Source organism: Streptomyces sp. WMMB303, from assembly GCF_029351045.1.
Lineage (GTDB): Bacteria > Actinomycetota > Actinomycetes > Streptomycetales > Streptomycetaceae > Streptomyces.
Genome location: NZ_JARKIN010000001.1, coordinates 5,137,522 through 5,153,574, shown reverse-complemented (window position 1 = coordinate 5,153,574; position 16,053 = coordinate 5,137,522). Strand labels below are relative to the sequence as shown.

Annotated in this window: 12 protein-coding genes; 9 read left to right on the top strand and 3 right to left on the bottom strand. The window is 72.2% G+C overall.

Features of this window, described 5'->3' with window-relative positions; genetic code table 11:
* Positions 1–128: 128 nt before the first annotated feature.
* From rimP to P2424_RS22555, 8 genes are all read left to right on the top strand, one after another.
* Positions 129–686 (top strand): ribosome maturation factor RimP, encoded by a 558-nt coding sequence (gene rimP / locus P2424_RS22590; RefSeq protein WP_276477574.1) that lies wholly within the window; start codon positions 129–131, stop codon positions 684–686.
* A 2-nt stretch (positions 687–688) separates the two neighbouring features.
* Positions 689–1,711 carry a transcription termination factor NusA gene (gene nusA / locus P2424_RS22585; RefSeq protein ID WP_276477573.1) on the top strand — a complete coding sequence of 341 codons (1,023 nt, stop codon included), beginning with the start codon at positions 689–691 and terminating at the stop codon, positions 1,709–1,711.
* Positions 1,712–1,828: 117 nt separating this feature from the next.
* Positions 1,829–2,116, top strand: a complete 288-nt coding sequence (locus P2424_RS22580) for a YlxR family protein (RefSeq protein ID WP_276477572.1) — start codon at positions 1,829–1,831, stop codon at positions 2,114–2,116.
* Between the two features lie 152 nt (positions 2,117–2,268).
* A complete protein-coding gene (gene infB, locus P2424_RS22575) occupies positions 2,269–5,340 on the top strand; it encodes a translation initiation factor IF-2 (protein WP_276477571.1) in 3,072 nt (1,023 codons plus the stop codon).
* 197 nt (positions 5,341–5,537) lie between these two features.
* Complete coding sequence (locus tag P2424_RS22570; protein ID WP_075002555.1) at positions 5,538–5,831, top strand: DUF503 domain-containing protein; 294 nt, start codon at positions 5,538–5,540, stop codon at positions 5,829–5,831.
* 117 nt (positions 5,832–5,948) lie between these two features.
* Entirely contained in the window at positions 5,949–6,422 is a 474-nt protein-coding gene (rbfA, locus tag P2424_RS22565) for a 30S ribosome-binding factor RbfA (RefSeq protein WP_276477570.1), read from the top strand.
* Between the two features lie 3 nt (positions 6,423–6,425).
* Positions 6,426–7,346: a tRNA pseudouridine(55) synthase TruB gene (truB, locus tag P2424_RS22560; protein WP_276477569.1), complete on the top strand. Its 921-nt coding sequence runs from the start codon at positions 6,426–6,428 to the stop codon at positions 7,344–7,346.
* 244 nt (positions 7,347–7,590) lie between these two features.
* Complete coding sequence (locus P2424_RS22555) at positions 7,591–8,535, top strand: bifunctional riboflavin kinase/FAD synthetase (protein ID WP_276477568.1); 945 nt, start codon at positions 7,591–7,593, stop codon at positions 8,533–8,535.
* 157 nt (positions 8,536–8,692) lie between these two features.
* Here the strand turns inward: P2424_RS22555 and P2424_RS22550 are convergent, their stop codons facing one another.
* The 3 genes from P2424_RS22550 to eccE form a co-directional block, all read right to left on the bottom strand.
* Positions 8,693–12,067 (bottom strand): SCO5717 family growth-regulating ATPase, encoded by a 3,375-nt coding sequence (locus P2424_RS22550; RefSeq protein ID WP_276477567.1) that lies wholly within the window; start codon positions 12,065–12,067, stop codon positions 8,693–8,695.
* Between the two features lie 113 nt (positions 12,068–12,180).
* Entirely contained in the window at positions 12,181–12,885 is a 705-nt protein-coding gene (locus P2424_RS22545) for a hypothetical protein (RefSeq protein WP_276477566.1), read from the bottom strand.
* Entirely contained in the window at positions 12,885–14,270 is a 1,386-nt protein-coding gene (eccE, locus tag P2424_RS22540; protein ID WP_276477565.1) for a type VII secretion protein EccE, read from the bottom strand. Before eccE ends, P2424_RS22545 begins: the two co-directional genes overlap by 1 nt.
* Before the next feature lie 248 nt (positions 14,271–14,518).
* On the opposite strand from eccE, the gene eccB reads away from it, so the two are divergent.
* The gene (gene eccB, locus P2424_RS22535; protein ID WP_276477564.1) at positions 14,519–16,039 is read left to right on the top strand and encodes a type VII secretion protein EccB; all 1,521 of its coding nucleotides are present in this window, start codon (positions 14,519–14,521) and stop codon (positions 16,037–16,039) included.
* The last annotated feature ends 14 nt before the right edge of the window (positions 16,040–16,053 follow it).

Here is a 16,053-nt window from a genome sequence, read left to right as displayed (position 1 = left end):
AGGCTGCGCACAGCCGTGCTTTGTGCACCGGGTCGGCGCAGCGCGCCACAGACGATAGGCTTGGGCGGCGACACGCCCTTGTCACAAGGCCCCCCTACAACAGCACACGCGGCCGAGGAGTCACCCGGATGAGCACCACCCAGAGCGAGAGGCTGCGCGGACTGCTGGAACCGCTCGTCAGCAAGAGGGGGTTGGATCTCGAAGAGATCGAGGTGACCCCGGCCGGAAAGCGGCGCGTCCTGCGTGTCGTGGTGGACGCTGACGACGGGGTCCAGCTCGACACCTGTGCGGAACTGAGCCGCGCCTGCTCCGAAGTGCTCGACGAGAGCGACGCGATGGGCGGCGCCCCGTACGTGCTGGAGGTCACCTCTCCCGGGGCCGACCGGCCGCTGAGCGAGCTGCGGCACTACCGCCGCGCCGTCGGGCGGCTGATCAAGGCGCAGCTCACCGAGGCCGCCGGCGGCGGGGAGCTGACCGCCCGCCTCACCGCTGTCGACGACGAGGGCCTCGACCTGGAGGTGCCCGGAGTCAAGGGACGCAAGCCCACCGCCCGCAGACTCGCCTTCGACGAGCTCGCCAAGGCGCGGGTCGAGATCGAGTTCAACCCCAAGGCCGCGCAGCAGCGGCGCATGTCCGCGGACGGCGACGCCGAAGCCGCCGGGAACGAGAACGAGGAGGAGGCGTAGCCGTGGACATCGACATGAGTGCCCTGCGCGGGCTGGTCCGGGAGAAGGAGATCTCGCTGGACCTGCTGGTCGAGGCGATCGAGTCGGCCCTCCTCATCGCGTACCACCGCACGGAGGGCAGCAGGCGCGACGCACGCGTCGAGCTGAACCGCAAGACGGGCCACGTCACGGTGTGGGCCAAGGAGAGCGCCGAGGAACTCGAAGAGGGCGCGGAACCGCGGGAGTTCGACGACACTCCCACCGGGTTCGGCCGGATCGCCGCGACGACGGCCAAGCAGGTCATCCTGCAGCGACTGCGGGACGCCGAGGAGGAGGTCACCTTCGGCGAGTACGCCGGTCGCGAGGGCGACGTCGTGGCGGGCGTCGTCCAGCAGGGCAAGGACCCCAAGAGCGTGCTGGTGGACATCGGCAAGCTGGAGGCCATCCTGCCGCCGCAGGAGCAGGTGCCCGGTGAGGAGTACGGGCACGGCACCCGGCTGCGGACCTACGTGGTCCGGGTGGTCAAGGGCGTGCGCGGCCCCTCCGTGACGTTGTCGCGTACCCACCCCAACCTGGTCAAGAAGCTCTTCGAGCTGGAGGTCCCGGAGATCGCGGACGGCTCGGTGGAGATCTCGGCCATCGCCCGCGAGGCGGGCCACCGAACCAAGATCGCCGTGCGGTCGGCCCGCTCCGGGCTCAACGCCAAGGGCGCCTGCATCGGCCCGATGGGCGGCCGGGTGCGCAACGTGATGGCGGAGCTGCACGGTGAGAAGATCGACATCGTGGACTGGTCCGAGGACCCGGCCGAACTGGTGGCCAACGCCCTCTCCCCGGCGCGGGTGAGCAAGGTCGAGATCCTCGATCTGGCGGCGCGGTCAGCGCGCGTCACCGTGCCCGACTACCAGCTCTCGCTGGCGATCGGCAAGGAAGGGCAGAACGCCCGGCTCGCCGCGCGCCTCACGGGCTGGCGCATCGACATCCGCCCGGACACCGCCGACGCGGCAGGGGGCGAACCGGCTCCGGAGCGTTCCGCCGAGCACGGCTGAACCAGGACCGCTCCGGTCACCCCGCGCGGTCGGGTGGATGCGGAACGGGTGGCGGACGAGTAACGGCGCCCTTACCCCCCAGCGGGTTCCGGGGCATCGGGGAGGTAGACTTAACCAGTGTCTGGCCGGACGCGTGGTCGGGCGTGCCCTCAGCGGACCTGTGTGGGTTGCCGGGAGCGCACCGACAAGCAAGGTCTGCTGCGGGTGGTGCTGATCGGGGGCAGCCTGATCCCCGATCTTCGCGGTAGGCTGCCCGGTCGGGGTGCGTATGTGCACTCTGTGCCGTCCTGTCTCGAGCAGGCGGTCCGGCGCCGGGCATTCAACCGGGCCTTCCGGGGTCCGGGTCCGTTCGACCTCGCAGATCTGCGGGAGCACGTGGAGCGGAAAGCACAGCAAGCACCGTAGGAACCCGTACGGAACCTCCGTACCGGGAGAGGTACCTCGCGAGTGGGAAGTAGGTCGAGATTGCGATGAGCACTCGATGAGTACGCGATGAGTACGCCCATGCATCAGTAGCGAAGGTCCGGCGGACGACCCCCCGGGCCGTAAGGAGCGAAGTGGCTAAGGTCCGGGTATACGAACTCGCCAAGGAACTTGGAGTCGAGAGCAAGGTCGTCATGGCCAAGCTCCAGGAACTCGGTGAATTCGTCCGTTCGGCGTCCTCGACGATCGAGGCGCCGGTAGTCCGCAAATTGACAGACGCGTTCGACGCGGGCTCTGGCTCAGGTGCCAAGAAGTCCGCGGCGAAGCCTGCGGCGCCGAAGAAGGCCGCCGCCCCGACCCCCGCGCCCAAGCCGGGCGCACCCAAGCCGGGCGCACCCAAGCCGGGCGCACCCAAGCCGGGCGCGCCGAAGCCCGGCGCCCCCAAGCCGGGCCCCGCGGCTCCGGTGACTCCTGCCCCGAGCCCCGCACAGGGTGAGACGGAGGCTGCCGAGGCACCCAAGCCCGGCGCCCCGAAGCCCGGTGCGCCCAAGCCGGGTCCCGCACAGCCCGCCGCGCCCGCGAAGCCGGACTTCCAGGCGCCGCCGGCCGCGCCGGGAGCCCCCAAGCCGGGTCAGGCGCCGAAGCCGGGCCAGGCCCCCAAGCCGGGTCAGGCACCCAAGCCGGGCGGCCAGGGCCGTCCGCAGGGTGGTCAGGCACCGAAGCCGGGCCAGGCTCCCAAGCCGGGCGGACGCTCCTCCGGGCCGCGTCCGGGCAACAATCCCTTCACCTCCGGTGGCTCCACCGGTATGGCGCGTCCCCAGTCGCCGCGCTCCGGCGGTGCCCCCAAGCCGGGCGCTCCGAAGCCCGGTGCCCCCAAGCCCGGCCAGGGCCAGGGCCAGGGTGGAGCCGGCCAGTCCGGCCCGCGTCCGCAGGCTCCGGGTGGCGGTCGCGCCACCCCGGGCAACATGCCGCGTCCGCAGGCCCCGCAGGGCGGCGGCCCGCGTCCCGGCGGCGCCGGCGGCAACCGTCCGAACCCGGGCATGATGCCGCAGCGTCCCGCTGCCGGTCCGCGTCCCGGCCCCGGCCGCGGCGGCCCCGGCGGCGGTGGCCGTCCGGGTGGTGGCGGTGGCCGTCCGGGCGGTGGCGGCGGTTTCGCCGGCCGTCCCGGTGGTGGCGGTGGCCGTCCGGGTGGCGGCGGCGGTTTCGCCGGCCGTCCCGGTGGTGGCGGTGGCCGTCCTGGTTTCGGTGGCCGACCCGGTGGCCCCGGGGGCCGCGGTGGCACCCAGGGCGCGTTCGGCCGCCCCGGCGGCCCGGCCCGTCGCGGCCGCAAGTCGAAGCGTCAGCGGCGCCAGGAGTACGAGCAGATGCAGGCGCCGTCGGTCGGCGGCGTGATGCTGCCGCGCGGCAAGGGCGAGATCGTCCGGCTGTCGCGCGGTGCCTCGCTCACGGACTTCGCGGAGAAGATCAACGCCAACCCGGCGTCGCTGGTCCAGGTGATGTTCAATCTGGGCGAGATGGTCACCGCGACCCAGTCCGTCTCCGACGAGACGCTGAACCTCCTCGGCGAGGAGATGAACTACGTCGTCCAGATCGTCAGCCCGGAGGAGGAGGACCGCGAGCTTCTCGAGTCCTTCGACATCGAGTTCGGCGAGGACGAGGGTGGTGAGACGGCGCTGATGCCCCGTCCGCCGGTGGTGACCGTCATGGGTCACGTCGACCACGGTAAGACGAGGCTGCTGGACGCGATCCGGAAGACCAACGTCATCGAGGGCGAAGCCGGCGGCATCACCCAGCACATCGGTGCCTACCAGGCGTCGACCGAGGTGAACGACGAAGAACGCAAGATCACCTTCATCGACACCCCCGGTCACGAGGCGTTCACCGCCATGCGTGCCCGCGGTGCCAAGTCGACCGACATCGCGATCCTCGTGGTCGCGGCCAACGACGGCGTGATGCCGCAGACGATCGAGGCGCTCAACCACGCCAAGGCGGCCGAGGTGCCGATCGTCGTCGCGGTCAACAAGATCGACGTCGAGGGCGCCGACCCCACCAAGGTCCGCGGCCAGCTGACCGAGTACGGGCTGGTGGCCGAGGAGTACGGCGGCGACACGATGTTCGTCGACATCTCCGCGCGCCAGGGACTGAACATCGAGGAGCTCCTCGAGGCCGTGGTCCTGACCGCGGACGCCTCGCTCGACCTGCGGGCCAACCCCGAACAGGACGCGCAGGGTATCGCCATCGAGGCCCACCTCGACCGCGGCCGCGGTGCCGTGGCGACCGTCCTGGTCCAGCGCGGCACGCTGCGGGTCGGCGACACCATGGTCGTGGGCGACGCCTACGGCCGGGTGCGCGCGATGCTCGACGACAAGGGCGAGAACATCAAGGAAGCGGGTCCCTCGACCCCCGTCCTGGTGCTCGGTCTCACCAACGTCCCGGGCGCCGGCGACAACTTCCTGGTGGTGGACGAGGACCGCACGGCACGGCAGATCGCCGAGAAGCGCGCGGCGCGCGAGCGTAACGCGGCCTTCGCCAAGCGGACCCGCCGCGTCTCCCTGGAGGACCTGGACAAGGTGCTCAAGGCGGGCGAGGTGCAGCAGCTCAACCTCATCATCAAGGGCGACGCGTCCGGTTCGGTGGAGGCCCTGGAGTCCTCGCTGCTCCAGCTCGACGTCGGCGAAGAGGTGGACCTGCGCATCCTGCACCGCGGGGTGGGTGCGGTCACCGAGACCGACATCGACCTGGCGACCGGCTCCGACGCCATCGTGATCGGCTTCAACGTCCGCGCCGAGGGGCGTGCGACCCAGCTGGCCGAGCGCGAGGGTGTGGACGTCCGCTACTACTCGGTGATCTACCAGGTCATCGAGGAGATCGAGGCGGCGCTCAAGGGCATGCTCAAGCCCGAGTACGAAGAGGTCGAGCTGGGCACGGCGGAGATCCGCGAGATCTTCCGTTCGTCCAAGCTGGGCAACATCGCCGGTGTTCTCATCCGCTCCGGCGAGGTGCGCAGGAACACCAAGGCCCGCGTCATCCGGGACGGCAAGGTCGTGGCGGAGAACCTCAACATCGAGGGCCTGCGCCGCTTCAAGGACGATGTCACCGAGATCCGGGAAGGCTTCGAGGGCGGTATCAACCTCGGGAACTTCAACGACATCAAGATCGACGACGTCATCGCGACGTACGAGATGCGGGAGAAGCCGCGCGGCTGATCCCGACGGAGGCAACCCGTGCGGAGCACCGTTCACCGCGAGTGGTGATCGGGCGATGTACGGGACCGGGGCCGACCGGCGGAGTATTTCCGTCGATCGGCCCCGGCCGTTGCGTGTACGGTGCCAGTGCATTCCACGCCCCCAGCCACCGCTGGGTGGCACCCCAAAGGCCCCACGGGTGGCTTGACCCGGACTGTATGTACGTAGGGACGCTGTCCTTCGACCTGCTTCTCGGCGACGTGCGGTCGCTCAAGGAGAAGCGCTCCGTCGTCCGCCCCATCGTCGCCGAACTGCAGCGCAAGTACGCGGTCAGCGTCGCCGAGACGGGTGAGCAGGACCTCTACCGCAGAGCCCACATCGGACTGGCGGCGGTGTCCGGCGACGCGGGGCACCTCAGCGACCTGCTGGACCGCTGCGAGCGGCTGGTCGCCGGGCGCCCCGAGGTGGAACTGCTCTCCGTGCGGCGGCAGTTCCACGGCGACGACGCCTAGCACCACGCCCGCCGCGGCAGCCGTCGCGGCGGGAACGCAGCACGTCAGCAGATGCAGCAGACGCAGAGAGAACGCAGCAGCGCGTGAGCGCGCTGCGCAGAGCAAGGAGACGGATCAGTGGCCGACAATGCGCGGGCGAAGAGGCTGGCGGACCTCATCCGTGAGGTGGTCGCCGAGAAGCTGCACCGCGGGATCAAAGACCCCCGGCTCGGTACCCAGGTGACCGTCACGGACACCCGGGTCACCGGCGACCTGAGGGAGGCGACGGTCTTCTACACCGTGTACGGCGACGAGGAGGACCGCAAGGCGGCCGCGGCCGGGCTGGAGAGCGCCAAGGGCGTGCTCCGCTCCGCCGTCGGCTCGGCGGCGGGCATCAAGCACACCCCGAGTCTGACGTTCGTCGCGGACGCGCTCCCGGAGAACGCCAAGACGATCGACGAGGCCCTCGCCCGCGCACGGGCCGCCGACGAGGAGGTCCGCAAGGCGTCCTCCGGCGCCTCCTATGCCGGTGAGGCCGACCCCTACCGCAAGCCGGGCGAGTCCGACCTGGCCGGCGGGGACGGCGAGAGCGGCGAGGACGAGAGCGCCTGATCCATGGCACGCAGGAGAGACAACGGCCCCGGCGGGCTGCTCGTCGTCGACAAGCCGGCCGGGTTCACCTCGCACGACATCGTGGCCAAGGTGCGCGGTATGGCTCGCACCCGGCGAGTCGGCCACGCGGGAACACTCGACCCGATGGCCACCGGCGTGCTGGTCATCGGCACCGAGCGGGCCACCCGGCTGCTCGGCCATCTCGCCCTGACGCAGAAGGAGTACGTGGCGACCCTCCGGCTCGGGCAGGAGACCGTGACGGAGGACGCCGAAGGGGAGATCACCGCCGCGCGCGGCGCCGAGACCGTCGACCGGCAGCGGCTGGAGGCCGCTGTCGGCGCCCAGACCGGCCCCATCTCACAGGTGCCCTCCGCGGTCAGCGCGGTGAAGGTGGACGGCAAGCGCGCCTACGCCCGGGTCCGGGAGGGCGAGGAGGTGGAGTTGGCCGCCCGCCCGGTCACCGTCTCCTCGTTCCGGGTGCACGATGTGAGCGCGGACACCGCCGAGGACGGCACACCTGTCACGGACGTACTGGTGTCGGTCGTGTGCTCCTCCGGCACCTATGTGCGTGCGCTCGCCCGCGACGTGGGCGCGGAACTGGGCACGGGCGGCCATCTGACGGCGCTGCGGCGTACTCGGGTCGGCCCCTACGGCTTGGACGGCGCGCACACCATGGAGCAGCTGCAGCAGTTCGTGGACGCCGAGGAGCCGCTGCCCGTGCTGCCGCTGGGTGACGCGGCGGCGGCGGCGTTCGCACGCTGGGACATCGACGAGGAGCAGGCGCGCCGTATCGGTAACGGCGTGCAGTTGCGGATGCCCCGCAGCGGACCGGGCCCCGTCGCGGTGTTCGGCCCCGGCGGGCAGTTCGTCGCACTGGTGGAGGAGCGCGAGGGCCGGGCCAAGAGTCTGGCCGTCTTCGTCTGAGGCCCACCCGCGTCGGCCGGGCACATGCCCGTGCGGCGGCCGCGACACGCAGGGCGGGAACAGGCCGGGCAGGGCCCGGCGCCCGGAGTCCGGCGCGGGCGCCTGCCTCGCCATCGGGCCCGTCCCGAGGTGGGTCCCTGCGGGGCGCGCCGGTGCGGCATGGCACCCTTGGATCGGCGGCGGAACCCGCCGTCATCACCAACGGCACAGGCACTGGCGAACTAGGTAGCGACGAGGAGCAGACGTGCAGCGCTGGCGTGGCTTGGAGGACATCCCCGAGGGCTGGGGGCGCAGCGTCGTCACCATCGGCTCGTACGACGGGGTGCACCGGGGGCACCAGCTCATCATCGGCAGGACCGTGGAGCGTGCCGGGGAACTGGGCGTCCCCGCCGTCGTCGTCACGTTCGACCCGCACCCCAGCGAGGTCGTCCGACCGGGCAGCCACCCCCCGCTGCTCGCACCGCATCACCGGCGGGCGGAACTCATGGGTGAACTGGGGGTGGACGCCGTCCTCGTGCTCCCCTTCACCTCCGCGTTCTCCCAGCTGTCGCCCGCCGACTTCGTGGTCAAGGTTCTCGTGGACAAGCTGCACGCGCGCAGCGTCGTGGAGGGCCCGAACTTCCGCTTCGGACACAAGGCGGCCGGCACCGTCACATCCCTGGCCGAACTCGGCGGAACCTACGACTACGACGTGATCGTCGTAGACCTCTTCGAGCGTACGGACGGCGGCGAGGCGTTCTCCTCCACGATGGCGCGCCGGCTGGTGGCCGAGGGCGACGTGCGCGGCGCCGCCCAGGTGCTGGGCCGTCCGCACCGCGTCGAGGGCGTGGTGGTGCGCGGTGCGCAGCGGGGCCGCGAACTCGGCTATCCCACGGCGAACGTGGAGACCCTTCCGCACACGGCCATCCCGGCCGACGGTGTGTACGCCGGCTGGCTGACGGTGAACGGCGAGGCGATGCCCGCGGCGCTCTCGGTCGGCACGAATCCCCAGTTCGACGGCGTCGAGCGCACGGTGGAGGCGTACGCCATCGACCGGGTGGACCTTGACCTCTATGAGCTGCACGCGGCGGTGGACTTCCTGGAGTACATCCGGGGCCAGGAGAAGTTCGAGACACTCGAGGCGCTGAAGGCCCGGATGGCCCAGGACGTCGAGGAGTCCCGCCGGCTGGTGGCCGCGGCGGAGGACTGAGCCGCGCCCGGGACACCGGCCCGGCAGGGGGCCCGGCCCGGATCGGGTGGCAGCAGCGAGGGGCGGTCGGACGTGGTCCGACCGCCCCTCGCTGCTTTCCCGCTTCCGGAGAGCGGTGGCCACGGGGCGCTGCCGTGCCCCGAAGCCTCCGCTGCCGCTACTGCTGCCAGCCGCTGCCGGGCTGAGGCTGCCCCGGCTGTCCGGGACCGCCCGGGTGGCCCTGCTGCTGCGCGGGCCCCGGATAGCCGTAGCCGCTGCCGTCCGCCCCGTACGGCGGCTGCTGCGCGGGCGGCGGACCGCCGGGCACGCCGCCCGGGTGCCCCGGCTGAGCGGCTTGCCCCGGTACCCCGCCCTGGCCCGGCATCGGAGGAGCCAGCTGCGGCGGCGGGTTCCCGTCCGCCGTCCACAGCCCCTGCTGCTGCTGGGCCCGGGCGAAGTCCTCGGCCACCATGGCGGACAGGTTGAAGTACGCCTCGCGTGTCCTCGGCCGCATCATGTCGAGGTTCAGTTCGGCTCCGGCGGAGAGATGCTCGTCGAAGGGGACGGTGATCACACCGCGGCACCGGGTCTCGAAGTGCGCCACGATGTCCTCGACCCGGATCATCTTCCCCACCTCGCGGACCCCGGAGATGACGGTGATGCTTCGCTGCACCAACTCCGAGTAGCCGTGCGCGGCCAGCCAGTCGAGCGTCGTGCTGGCGCTGCTCGCGCCGTCCACCGACGGCGTGGAGATGATGATGAGCTGATCGGCCAGGTCGAGTACGCCCCGCATGGCGGAGTACAGCAGGCCCGTGCCCGAGTCGGTCAGGATGATCGGGTACTGCCTGCCCAGCACGTCGATGACGCGACGGTAGTCGTCGTCGTTGAACGTGGTCGAGATGGCCGGGTCGACGTCGTTGGCCAGGATCTCCAGCCCGGACGATGCCTGGGAGGTGAACCGGCGGATGTCCATGTAGCTGTTCAGATACGGGATCGCGGTGACCAGGTCGCGGATGGTGGCACCGGTCTCGCGCCGCACCCGGCGGCCGAGCGTGCCCGCGTCCGGATTGGCGTCGATGGCGATCACCTTGTCCTGGCGCTCGGTGGCCAGTGTCGAGCCCAGCGCCGTGGTGGTGGTCGTCTTCCCGACACCGCCCTTGAGACTGATCACGGCGATCCGATAGCAGGACAGCACGGGCGTACGGATCACGTCCAGCTTGCGCCGCCGCTCCGCTTCCTCCTTCTTGCCGCCCAACTTGAACCGCGAACTCTTGTTGCCCGACTGGGGGCGCGGCTTCTTCTTGTTGTTGATCAGCCGGTCCGAGGACAGCTCGACCGCCGCCGTGTAGCCCAGCGGCGAGCCGGACTGGTCCACCCGGCGCGGGTCGACGGCGCCGGGATGCGGCTGGAGCGGCGGCTGCCCCTGCGCGGCCGGCTGGGCTTGACCGGGGTGCGGAGCCTGCGCGGGCGGCTGCCCCTGCCCCGGCGGTTGAGCGTGACCGGGATGCGGTGCCTGCGGGTGCGGAGCCTGCGCGGGCGGCTGCTGGCCCGGTGCGGGCTGCGGGTGCGGTGCCTGCTGCGGGGTGGGTGCCTGAGCCGCCGTGGCGGGCGGGTACCCGGGTGTATGGCCGGCCGCGCCTGGCGGGCCGGCCTCCGGCTGTGCCGGGAACTGCTCCTGACCGGGCAGGCGTTGACCGGGATGTGCCTGGCCCGGCTGGATCTGGCCGGGCTGCTGAGGGCTCTCCGGCGGCACAGGTCCGCCCGGCCCGGGTGGGTACGGCTGGCCAGGCTGCATCTGCCCCGGAACCGGAGGCCCGGCCTGCTGCTGCTCTGCCTGCGGGTAGCCGTAGTGGCTCCCCTGCTGCTGCCCCGGTACCTGCTGTGGCTGCTGCGGGAGTTGCGGATTCGGCGGAGCATGCGGCGGCGCCGCTGCCTGCGGTGTGCCGGGCGGTGCCTGCGGGTCCGGGACCCACGAAGCCTGCCCCTGAGGTGTGCCGAGCGCTGGATCAGGGCCCGGCGCGTCACCGGTCTGCTGCGAGGGTACGGAGGGTGCTTCGCCCGGGCGCCAACCCTCCGGCGCGATGCCGGCGTTGTCATCCTGCGGCACGCCTGCCGCGGGTGCTCCGGCGCCGCCGTCCGGCCAACCGCTGCCGGCAGCCGGTGCGGCCGCGGCGGGCTGGAAGTCCGGCGGCAGCGGAGGCAGTCCCTGCCCGTCCCCCATCGTGCTGCCGCTGCCTTCGGCGGGCGGGCCGTTCTCCCGCCGCAGCGGGTGCGGTGGCATCGCGTCCTGCGGCTCGTCGCCCTGCGGCCGCGGTGTCACCCGCGGAGGCGGGGCGTCCACGAACCGCTCGCTGGAGGGCGCCTCCAGAGCGAAGTCGTACGAGGCCGGGATCGAGTCCTCCGGCTCCGCCGCTCCTGCATCGTCGGCCGGATAGTCGTCGGCCCCGGCCTCCGGTACCGGAGCGGTTCCGCTGTGCTCGGCATCCGCCGCATCGGCCCCCAGGCGCGCCGGGTGGCCCGTCGTGCCGTCGCCGCCCTGCGGTGATTCGGTGCCGGAGACGTCGTCGGCGTGCTCCTGCTCGGCGCGTGCGGCGATCTCGCGTCGCAGCGCCGTGGCGGAGAAGCGCATGGTGGCGCCGTCCTCGATCGCGCCGGGGACCTCCGCTGCCGCCGAGGCGACCGGTGCCTGCTGTGCTGCCTCCGGCTCGGGCGCGGACTCGGGTGCTGCCTCCGGCTCGGACCCGAGACCGGCCTCGGTCAGCTGACCGGGCTCCGGCGCGGTGTCCGGCACGGACGCGGCCGTGGAGGGCGCGCGCCAGCTCGGCGTGGCGGTGTCCCGCGACGCGTCCCCCGTGTCCTGCTCCGCCCGGTCGGCCTCGGCGCCGAAGGAATCGGGCCCGAGCGCGTCAGCTGCTTCAGCCATGTCCTGGGACTCGGCGGCCGCGTCCGGTCCGGCGATCGCGGGGTCCGTCCCGCTGTCCGGATCGCCCTCGCCGGTCGGAGCGGGCGCCGAGTGCTGCTCGGGGCGCTCCTGCGGGGCGTGTTCGGGTTCCGCGGCGCCCGGTTCCGCCTCGGCCGGGGGCGTCGCCGCACCGGCCCCCTGCTCGCTCAATGGCGTCAGCGAGGGGAAGGCGGGCAAGTCCGCCGCGGGTTCGGCAGCGGAACCGCCGTACGGACCGGTGGCCTCCCCGGCCCCTTCGGGGGCGGTGGTGTCACCCGGGTCCTGGTGGTCCGCCTGCGGCGGGGCCTCCGGTGGGGCCGGGGCCGTGACGTCCGGCGAACCCGCCCACCAGTCACCGTCGTACCGTGCACCGCCGTGGCCCGGCCCGACCGCACCGGGCGTACCGGACGGCGGAGCGGGCGGTGCGGCGGGCGCCGCCTGCGGGGGCTCCGGCCTGCTGGCCGCGTCCTGCGTGTACCAGGCAGGCGGCGTGTAGTCGATGGTGAACTGGCCCGTCGACTCCGTTTCGCCCTCGGCATCCGCTTCCGCGTCGAGCTGGTCGGAGCCGGGCATGGTCCCGCGGACGCGGATCTCGTCCCGGTCGCTGCTCACAATGCCTCCTGCTGTGGTCATTCACCCCGGTTTTGCCGCGCGTCCGCCCACGCGCGTAAGTCCAGCCTAATCATCGCAACTGTCGTTCGGGCACCGCGGTCGTGTGCCCTGCGTCAGTCCAGTCGGCGCGGAGATCCCAGCAGCCCCGACTCCGCGTCGGTCGGCTGCGTCAGCGCGTACTGCCTCTCCCGTCGCGTGCACCACAGGGTGACGCCGTCGCCCAGCGTGGAGAGCGCCTGCGCTTCCTGCGGCGGCAGTTGCATGATGCGCCCGATCTGCTGTGCCTCATCCGGCGAGACCCGCTGGACTCCGACCAGCGACGCGCCCCGCAGCAACCGGGGTGCCACCGGGCTCAGATAGGGCAGCAGCGTCAGCACCGACTGCCACGGCATCGACGCCACCCGCCCGCGCGGAGGCCGCATCCCGCAGTCCCGGACGACCAGTACGGGGCTGCTCACCGTGGGCCCCATGGGTGGCACCCGCCCCACGTCGTAGAGCGAGATGCACTCCTGGCCGGCGCCCGCTGCCTGCACCAGGTTCGTCCACACCGGCGCGCGGCCCGTCTCCACCGCGACCCGCGCGCCCGCACCTGCCAGCCGCAGCGCCAGCACCTGAGCCGTCCACAGACCACCGATGAGCACCACGTCGTAAGGAGACGGGTGGTGGAAGCCGACCACTTGGGGCCGCCCTTCCGCGTCGTTGCCGACCACCACGCCGTCGTCCCCGATGGGGAGGGACAGCGCGGCCAACTGCTCCGCGGGCACCCCGTGCTCCGTGCGGCGCGGACCCATCAGCCCGCGCGTCCAGCGGTCGGCCATCAGTGCACACCTCCCAGCGGCAGCGTCGCGAAGGCACCCGGGAGCTGCTCCCGGTCCAGCCGCACCAGGCCGACTCGCGCCGACCGCGCGCCGCGCTCCAGATGCTGCCGGGCAGCGGCCAGCTCGTTGTCCGAACGGGCAGTCACCCGCACGTGCCCGCTCACCGTGACCGTGCCACGGCGCGTCGAGCGGCTCAGCGTCAGGCTGAAGGTCGTCGTCAGTGTCGGCGCCGAGGTCAGCAGCGCGACCAGCCGGGGGAGCGGAGTGGCGGCCCGGCCCAACTCGGGCCAGCGGCCGATCCCGTAGGTGGTGTGCCACCGGTCGTCGCACCGCCAGGCTCGCGTCGACTCGCTGGTGCGCCGGGCGGGGGCCGCATCGGGCCGACTCGCCCTGGCCGTCGCCGCCGGGCTCACACACGCGGAGGTCGCCACCGCGGCCGTCAGATCCTGCTCGTTGAGCACCGTGGCGACGAAACCGGCCCCCGTCACCCGGCTGGCCAAGTGGTCGGCGGCGCGTATCAGGCAGCGCTGAGCGCCCTCCAGCCCGCCGCCGCGAGCCTCGACCGCGTCGGGGCACAGCTCCGGATCGAACTTCAGCGCCACCCAGGTCAGCCGCATCGCGGGCGAGCCCGTCTGCTCCTGCAGCGGCCCGTAGCTGCGCCGGGCGACCGACTGCTCCGGCAGATGGGGGGCGGGCGCCGGCTGGACGTGCTGCACGATCTGCACGGACTCCAGGGCGATCCCGTCCACCTCGAGCGCGTCCTGCATCAGCTCCAGTGGCAGGGCGCGGGCCCCGAAGGCCGGACGCAGCGCACTGGGTGCGGCCTCGATCCGTACCAGCGCGGTGAGGAACGTCCCGTCGCCCAGCATGCCTGTGGTGCGGCGCTTCTTGTCGACGTACGCGTATGTGCGCAGTGCCGGAGCACACTCCACCAGAGGCAGCAGGCTGGCGTCGATCCGCTCGCCCTCCTCGTCGAGCACCATCGCGGGCGTCAGCGGCTGCGCCGCCGCCCGCCGTCGGGCTCGCAACGCCAGCAGGGTGCCGATCCAGTCGTGGACCGAGCGCTGATGCCTGCGCATCACCGCCAGCGCCACCAGTACGGCGGCGACCACCACGGCCGGGACCAGCAGCAGGCGATCCACCGCCGCCGCGATCAGCAGCACCGCCACGGCCAGCTCCACCAGCACAAGTTGTTGCAACTGAAACGGTCCGAGCCGACGGGTGCGCGACTCGGTGCGCAGGGTCGTCGAGGCGGGCACGGGCACCCGGGATCCGGGCCGGGGCGTCCGGGAAGCGGACGCGGTGCCCTCCGGGCGCCGGGGGGCGCCCGGCCCCGAGCGGCTCGCGGTGCCTGCCGCACCCCGCGCCCGCGTCGCAGATCCCATCCGAGAAGGCCCCCTCATGTCCGAATTCGCCCCCCTCGTCCGGGGTGTTGGGCGGGCGATCACGATACCGGAGCGGCACAAGGCAATCCCCAACCGGCATAGTAGGGGCCCGGCCCGACAATCGGCAGCGCCCGCGGGCGCCGACCGGGCCGGTGGGCGGTACCGTTCCGGACCGGCCACCGCCGCCCGGGCCCCGGGCCCGGCGGCTGCGGGGGACAGCAGGGACTTCAGGGGAGCGTCTTTCACTCATGGCATCACGGCGCGACGAGCTCAATGCCTACACCTTCGCGAAAAAGCGGTTGGTGGCGGCGTTCCTCCAACCGTCACCGACAGGCACCGAGGAAGGTGCCCCCCGCCCGCTGCGCGGGATCCTGCCCGGAGTCGTCGTCGGCGCCCTGATCCTCGCCGGATTCGGCGCCTGGGGGATGTTCAAGCCGAAGGCACCCGAGGGCTGGGACACTCCGAAGGAGAAAGTCATCATCGGCTCGGAGTCGACCACCCGCTACGTCGTCCTCGAGACCGACGGCAAGGCGCAGCTCCATCCGGTGCTCAATCTGGCATCGGCCAAACTGCTGCTCGACCCGGGCAAGGGCGAAGTCGTCAAGGTCGACGAGAAAGTCCTCGACAAGGGCGACATCCCGCATGGCGCCACTCTCGGCATCCCCTACGCACCCGACCGGCTCCCCGAGGGCAAGGAGGCCGGTGAGAAGAAGCGCTGGGCGGTCTGCGAGCGGCCCAGCCAGGGGGAGCGGGCCGTACAGAAAGCGGCCTTCGTCCTCGCCGACCGCGACAAGGACGCGGTCGAGGGCGCCGACCGGCTGCACGGCGGGGAGCTCATCTACGTCCAGGGACCGGACGACCGGCTCTACGTCGTGGACCGGTCCGGCAACAAATACCGCGTCGCGCGCGACGAGACCCTGCTGCGCGTCCTTGTCGGAGACCGCCGTCCCCAGCGCGTCTCCCGGGAGTGGCTGGCCACGCTGCACACCGGCGACAACATCTCCTTCCCCCAGATCCGCGGCCAGGTGGGCGAGGAGGCCGGCGTCTCCGGCCTCGACCCGAACACCAATCGGGTGGGCACCGTCATCCGGTCGACCTCCGGCAACCACATGCAGCAGTACCTCGTGCTGTCCGGCAAAGTTCTGAAGATCAGCGACTTCATGGCGCAGCTCCTGCTCGCCTCCGAGCAGCTGCTGCCCCTCAAACAGAACGGCGAGGCCACCACGGTCAGCGCCAGCGCCTTCTCGCCCTCCGGCAGCTACGGCGACAAGCTCCGCTGGCCCGAGGAGAAGAGCTACGCGGTCAACTCCGCCAGCACCCGTTCCGGCAGCCGCAACGTGGCCTGCAACGTGCTGCGCAAGGTCGACGGCAAGAGCGGCGCCACCACGCTCTCCACCTGGCTCGGCAAGGAGTTCCCCGAGCAGCTCCCCACCGGTACCTCCAGCGCCTATGTCACGCCCGGAACCGGCCAGCTGCTGCGGCAGTTCAAGGGCCGCAGTCCGGGTGTCGGCGGGATCTTCCTGGTCACCGACACCGGGCTGCGCTATGCGATGCAGAGCAACACCGACAGCGAGCAGGGCGAGTCGGGCATCGGTGAGGACAGCAGGAAGTCCAAGCAGAAGAAGCAGCAGGCAGAGAGCCAGAACGCGCAGCGCAGGCTCGGATACGAGAAGGTCAAGCCCGCGCCCGTGCCCGCCGAATGGGCCGCCTTCCTGCCCATGGGCCCGCGCCTGTCCACAGGTGACGCACAACAGCCGCAGGGCTCCTGAGCGGGGTGACGAGG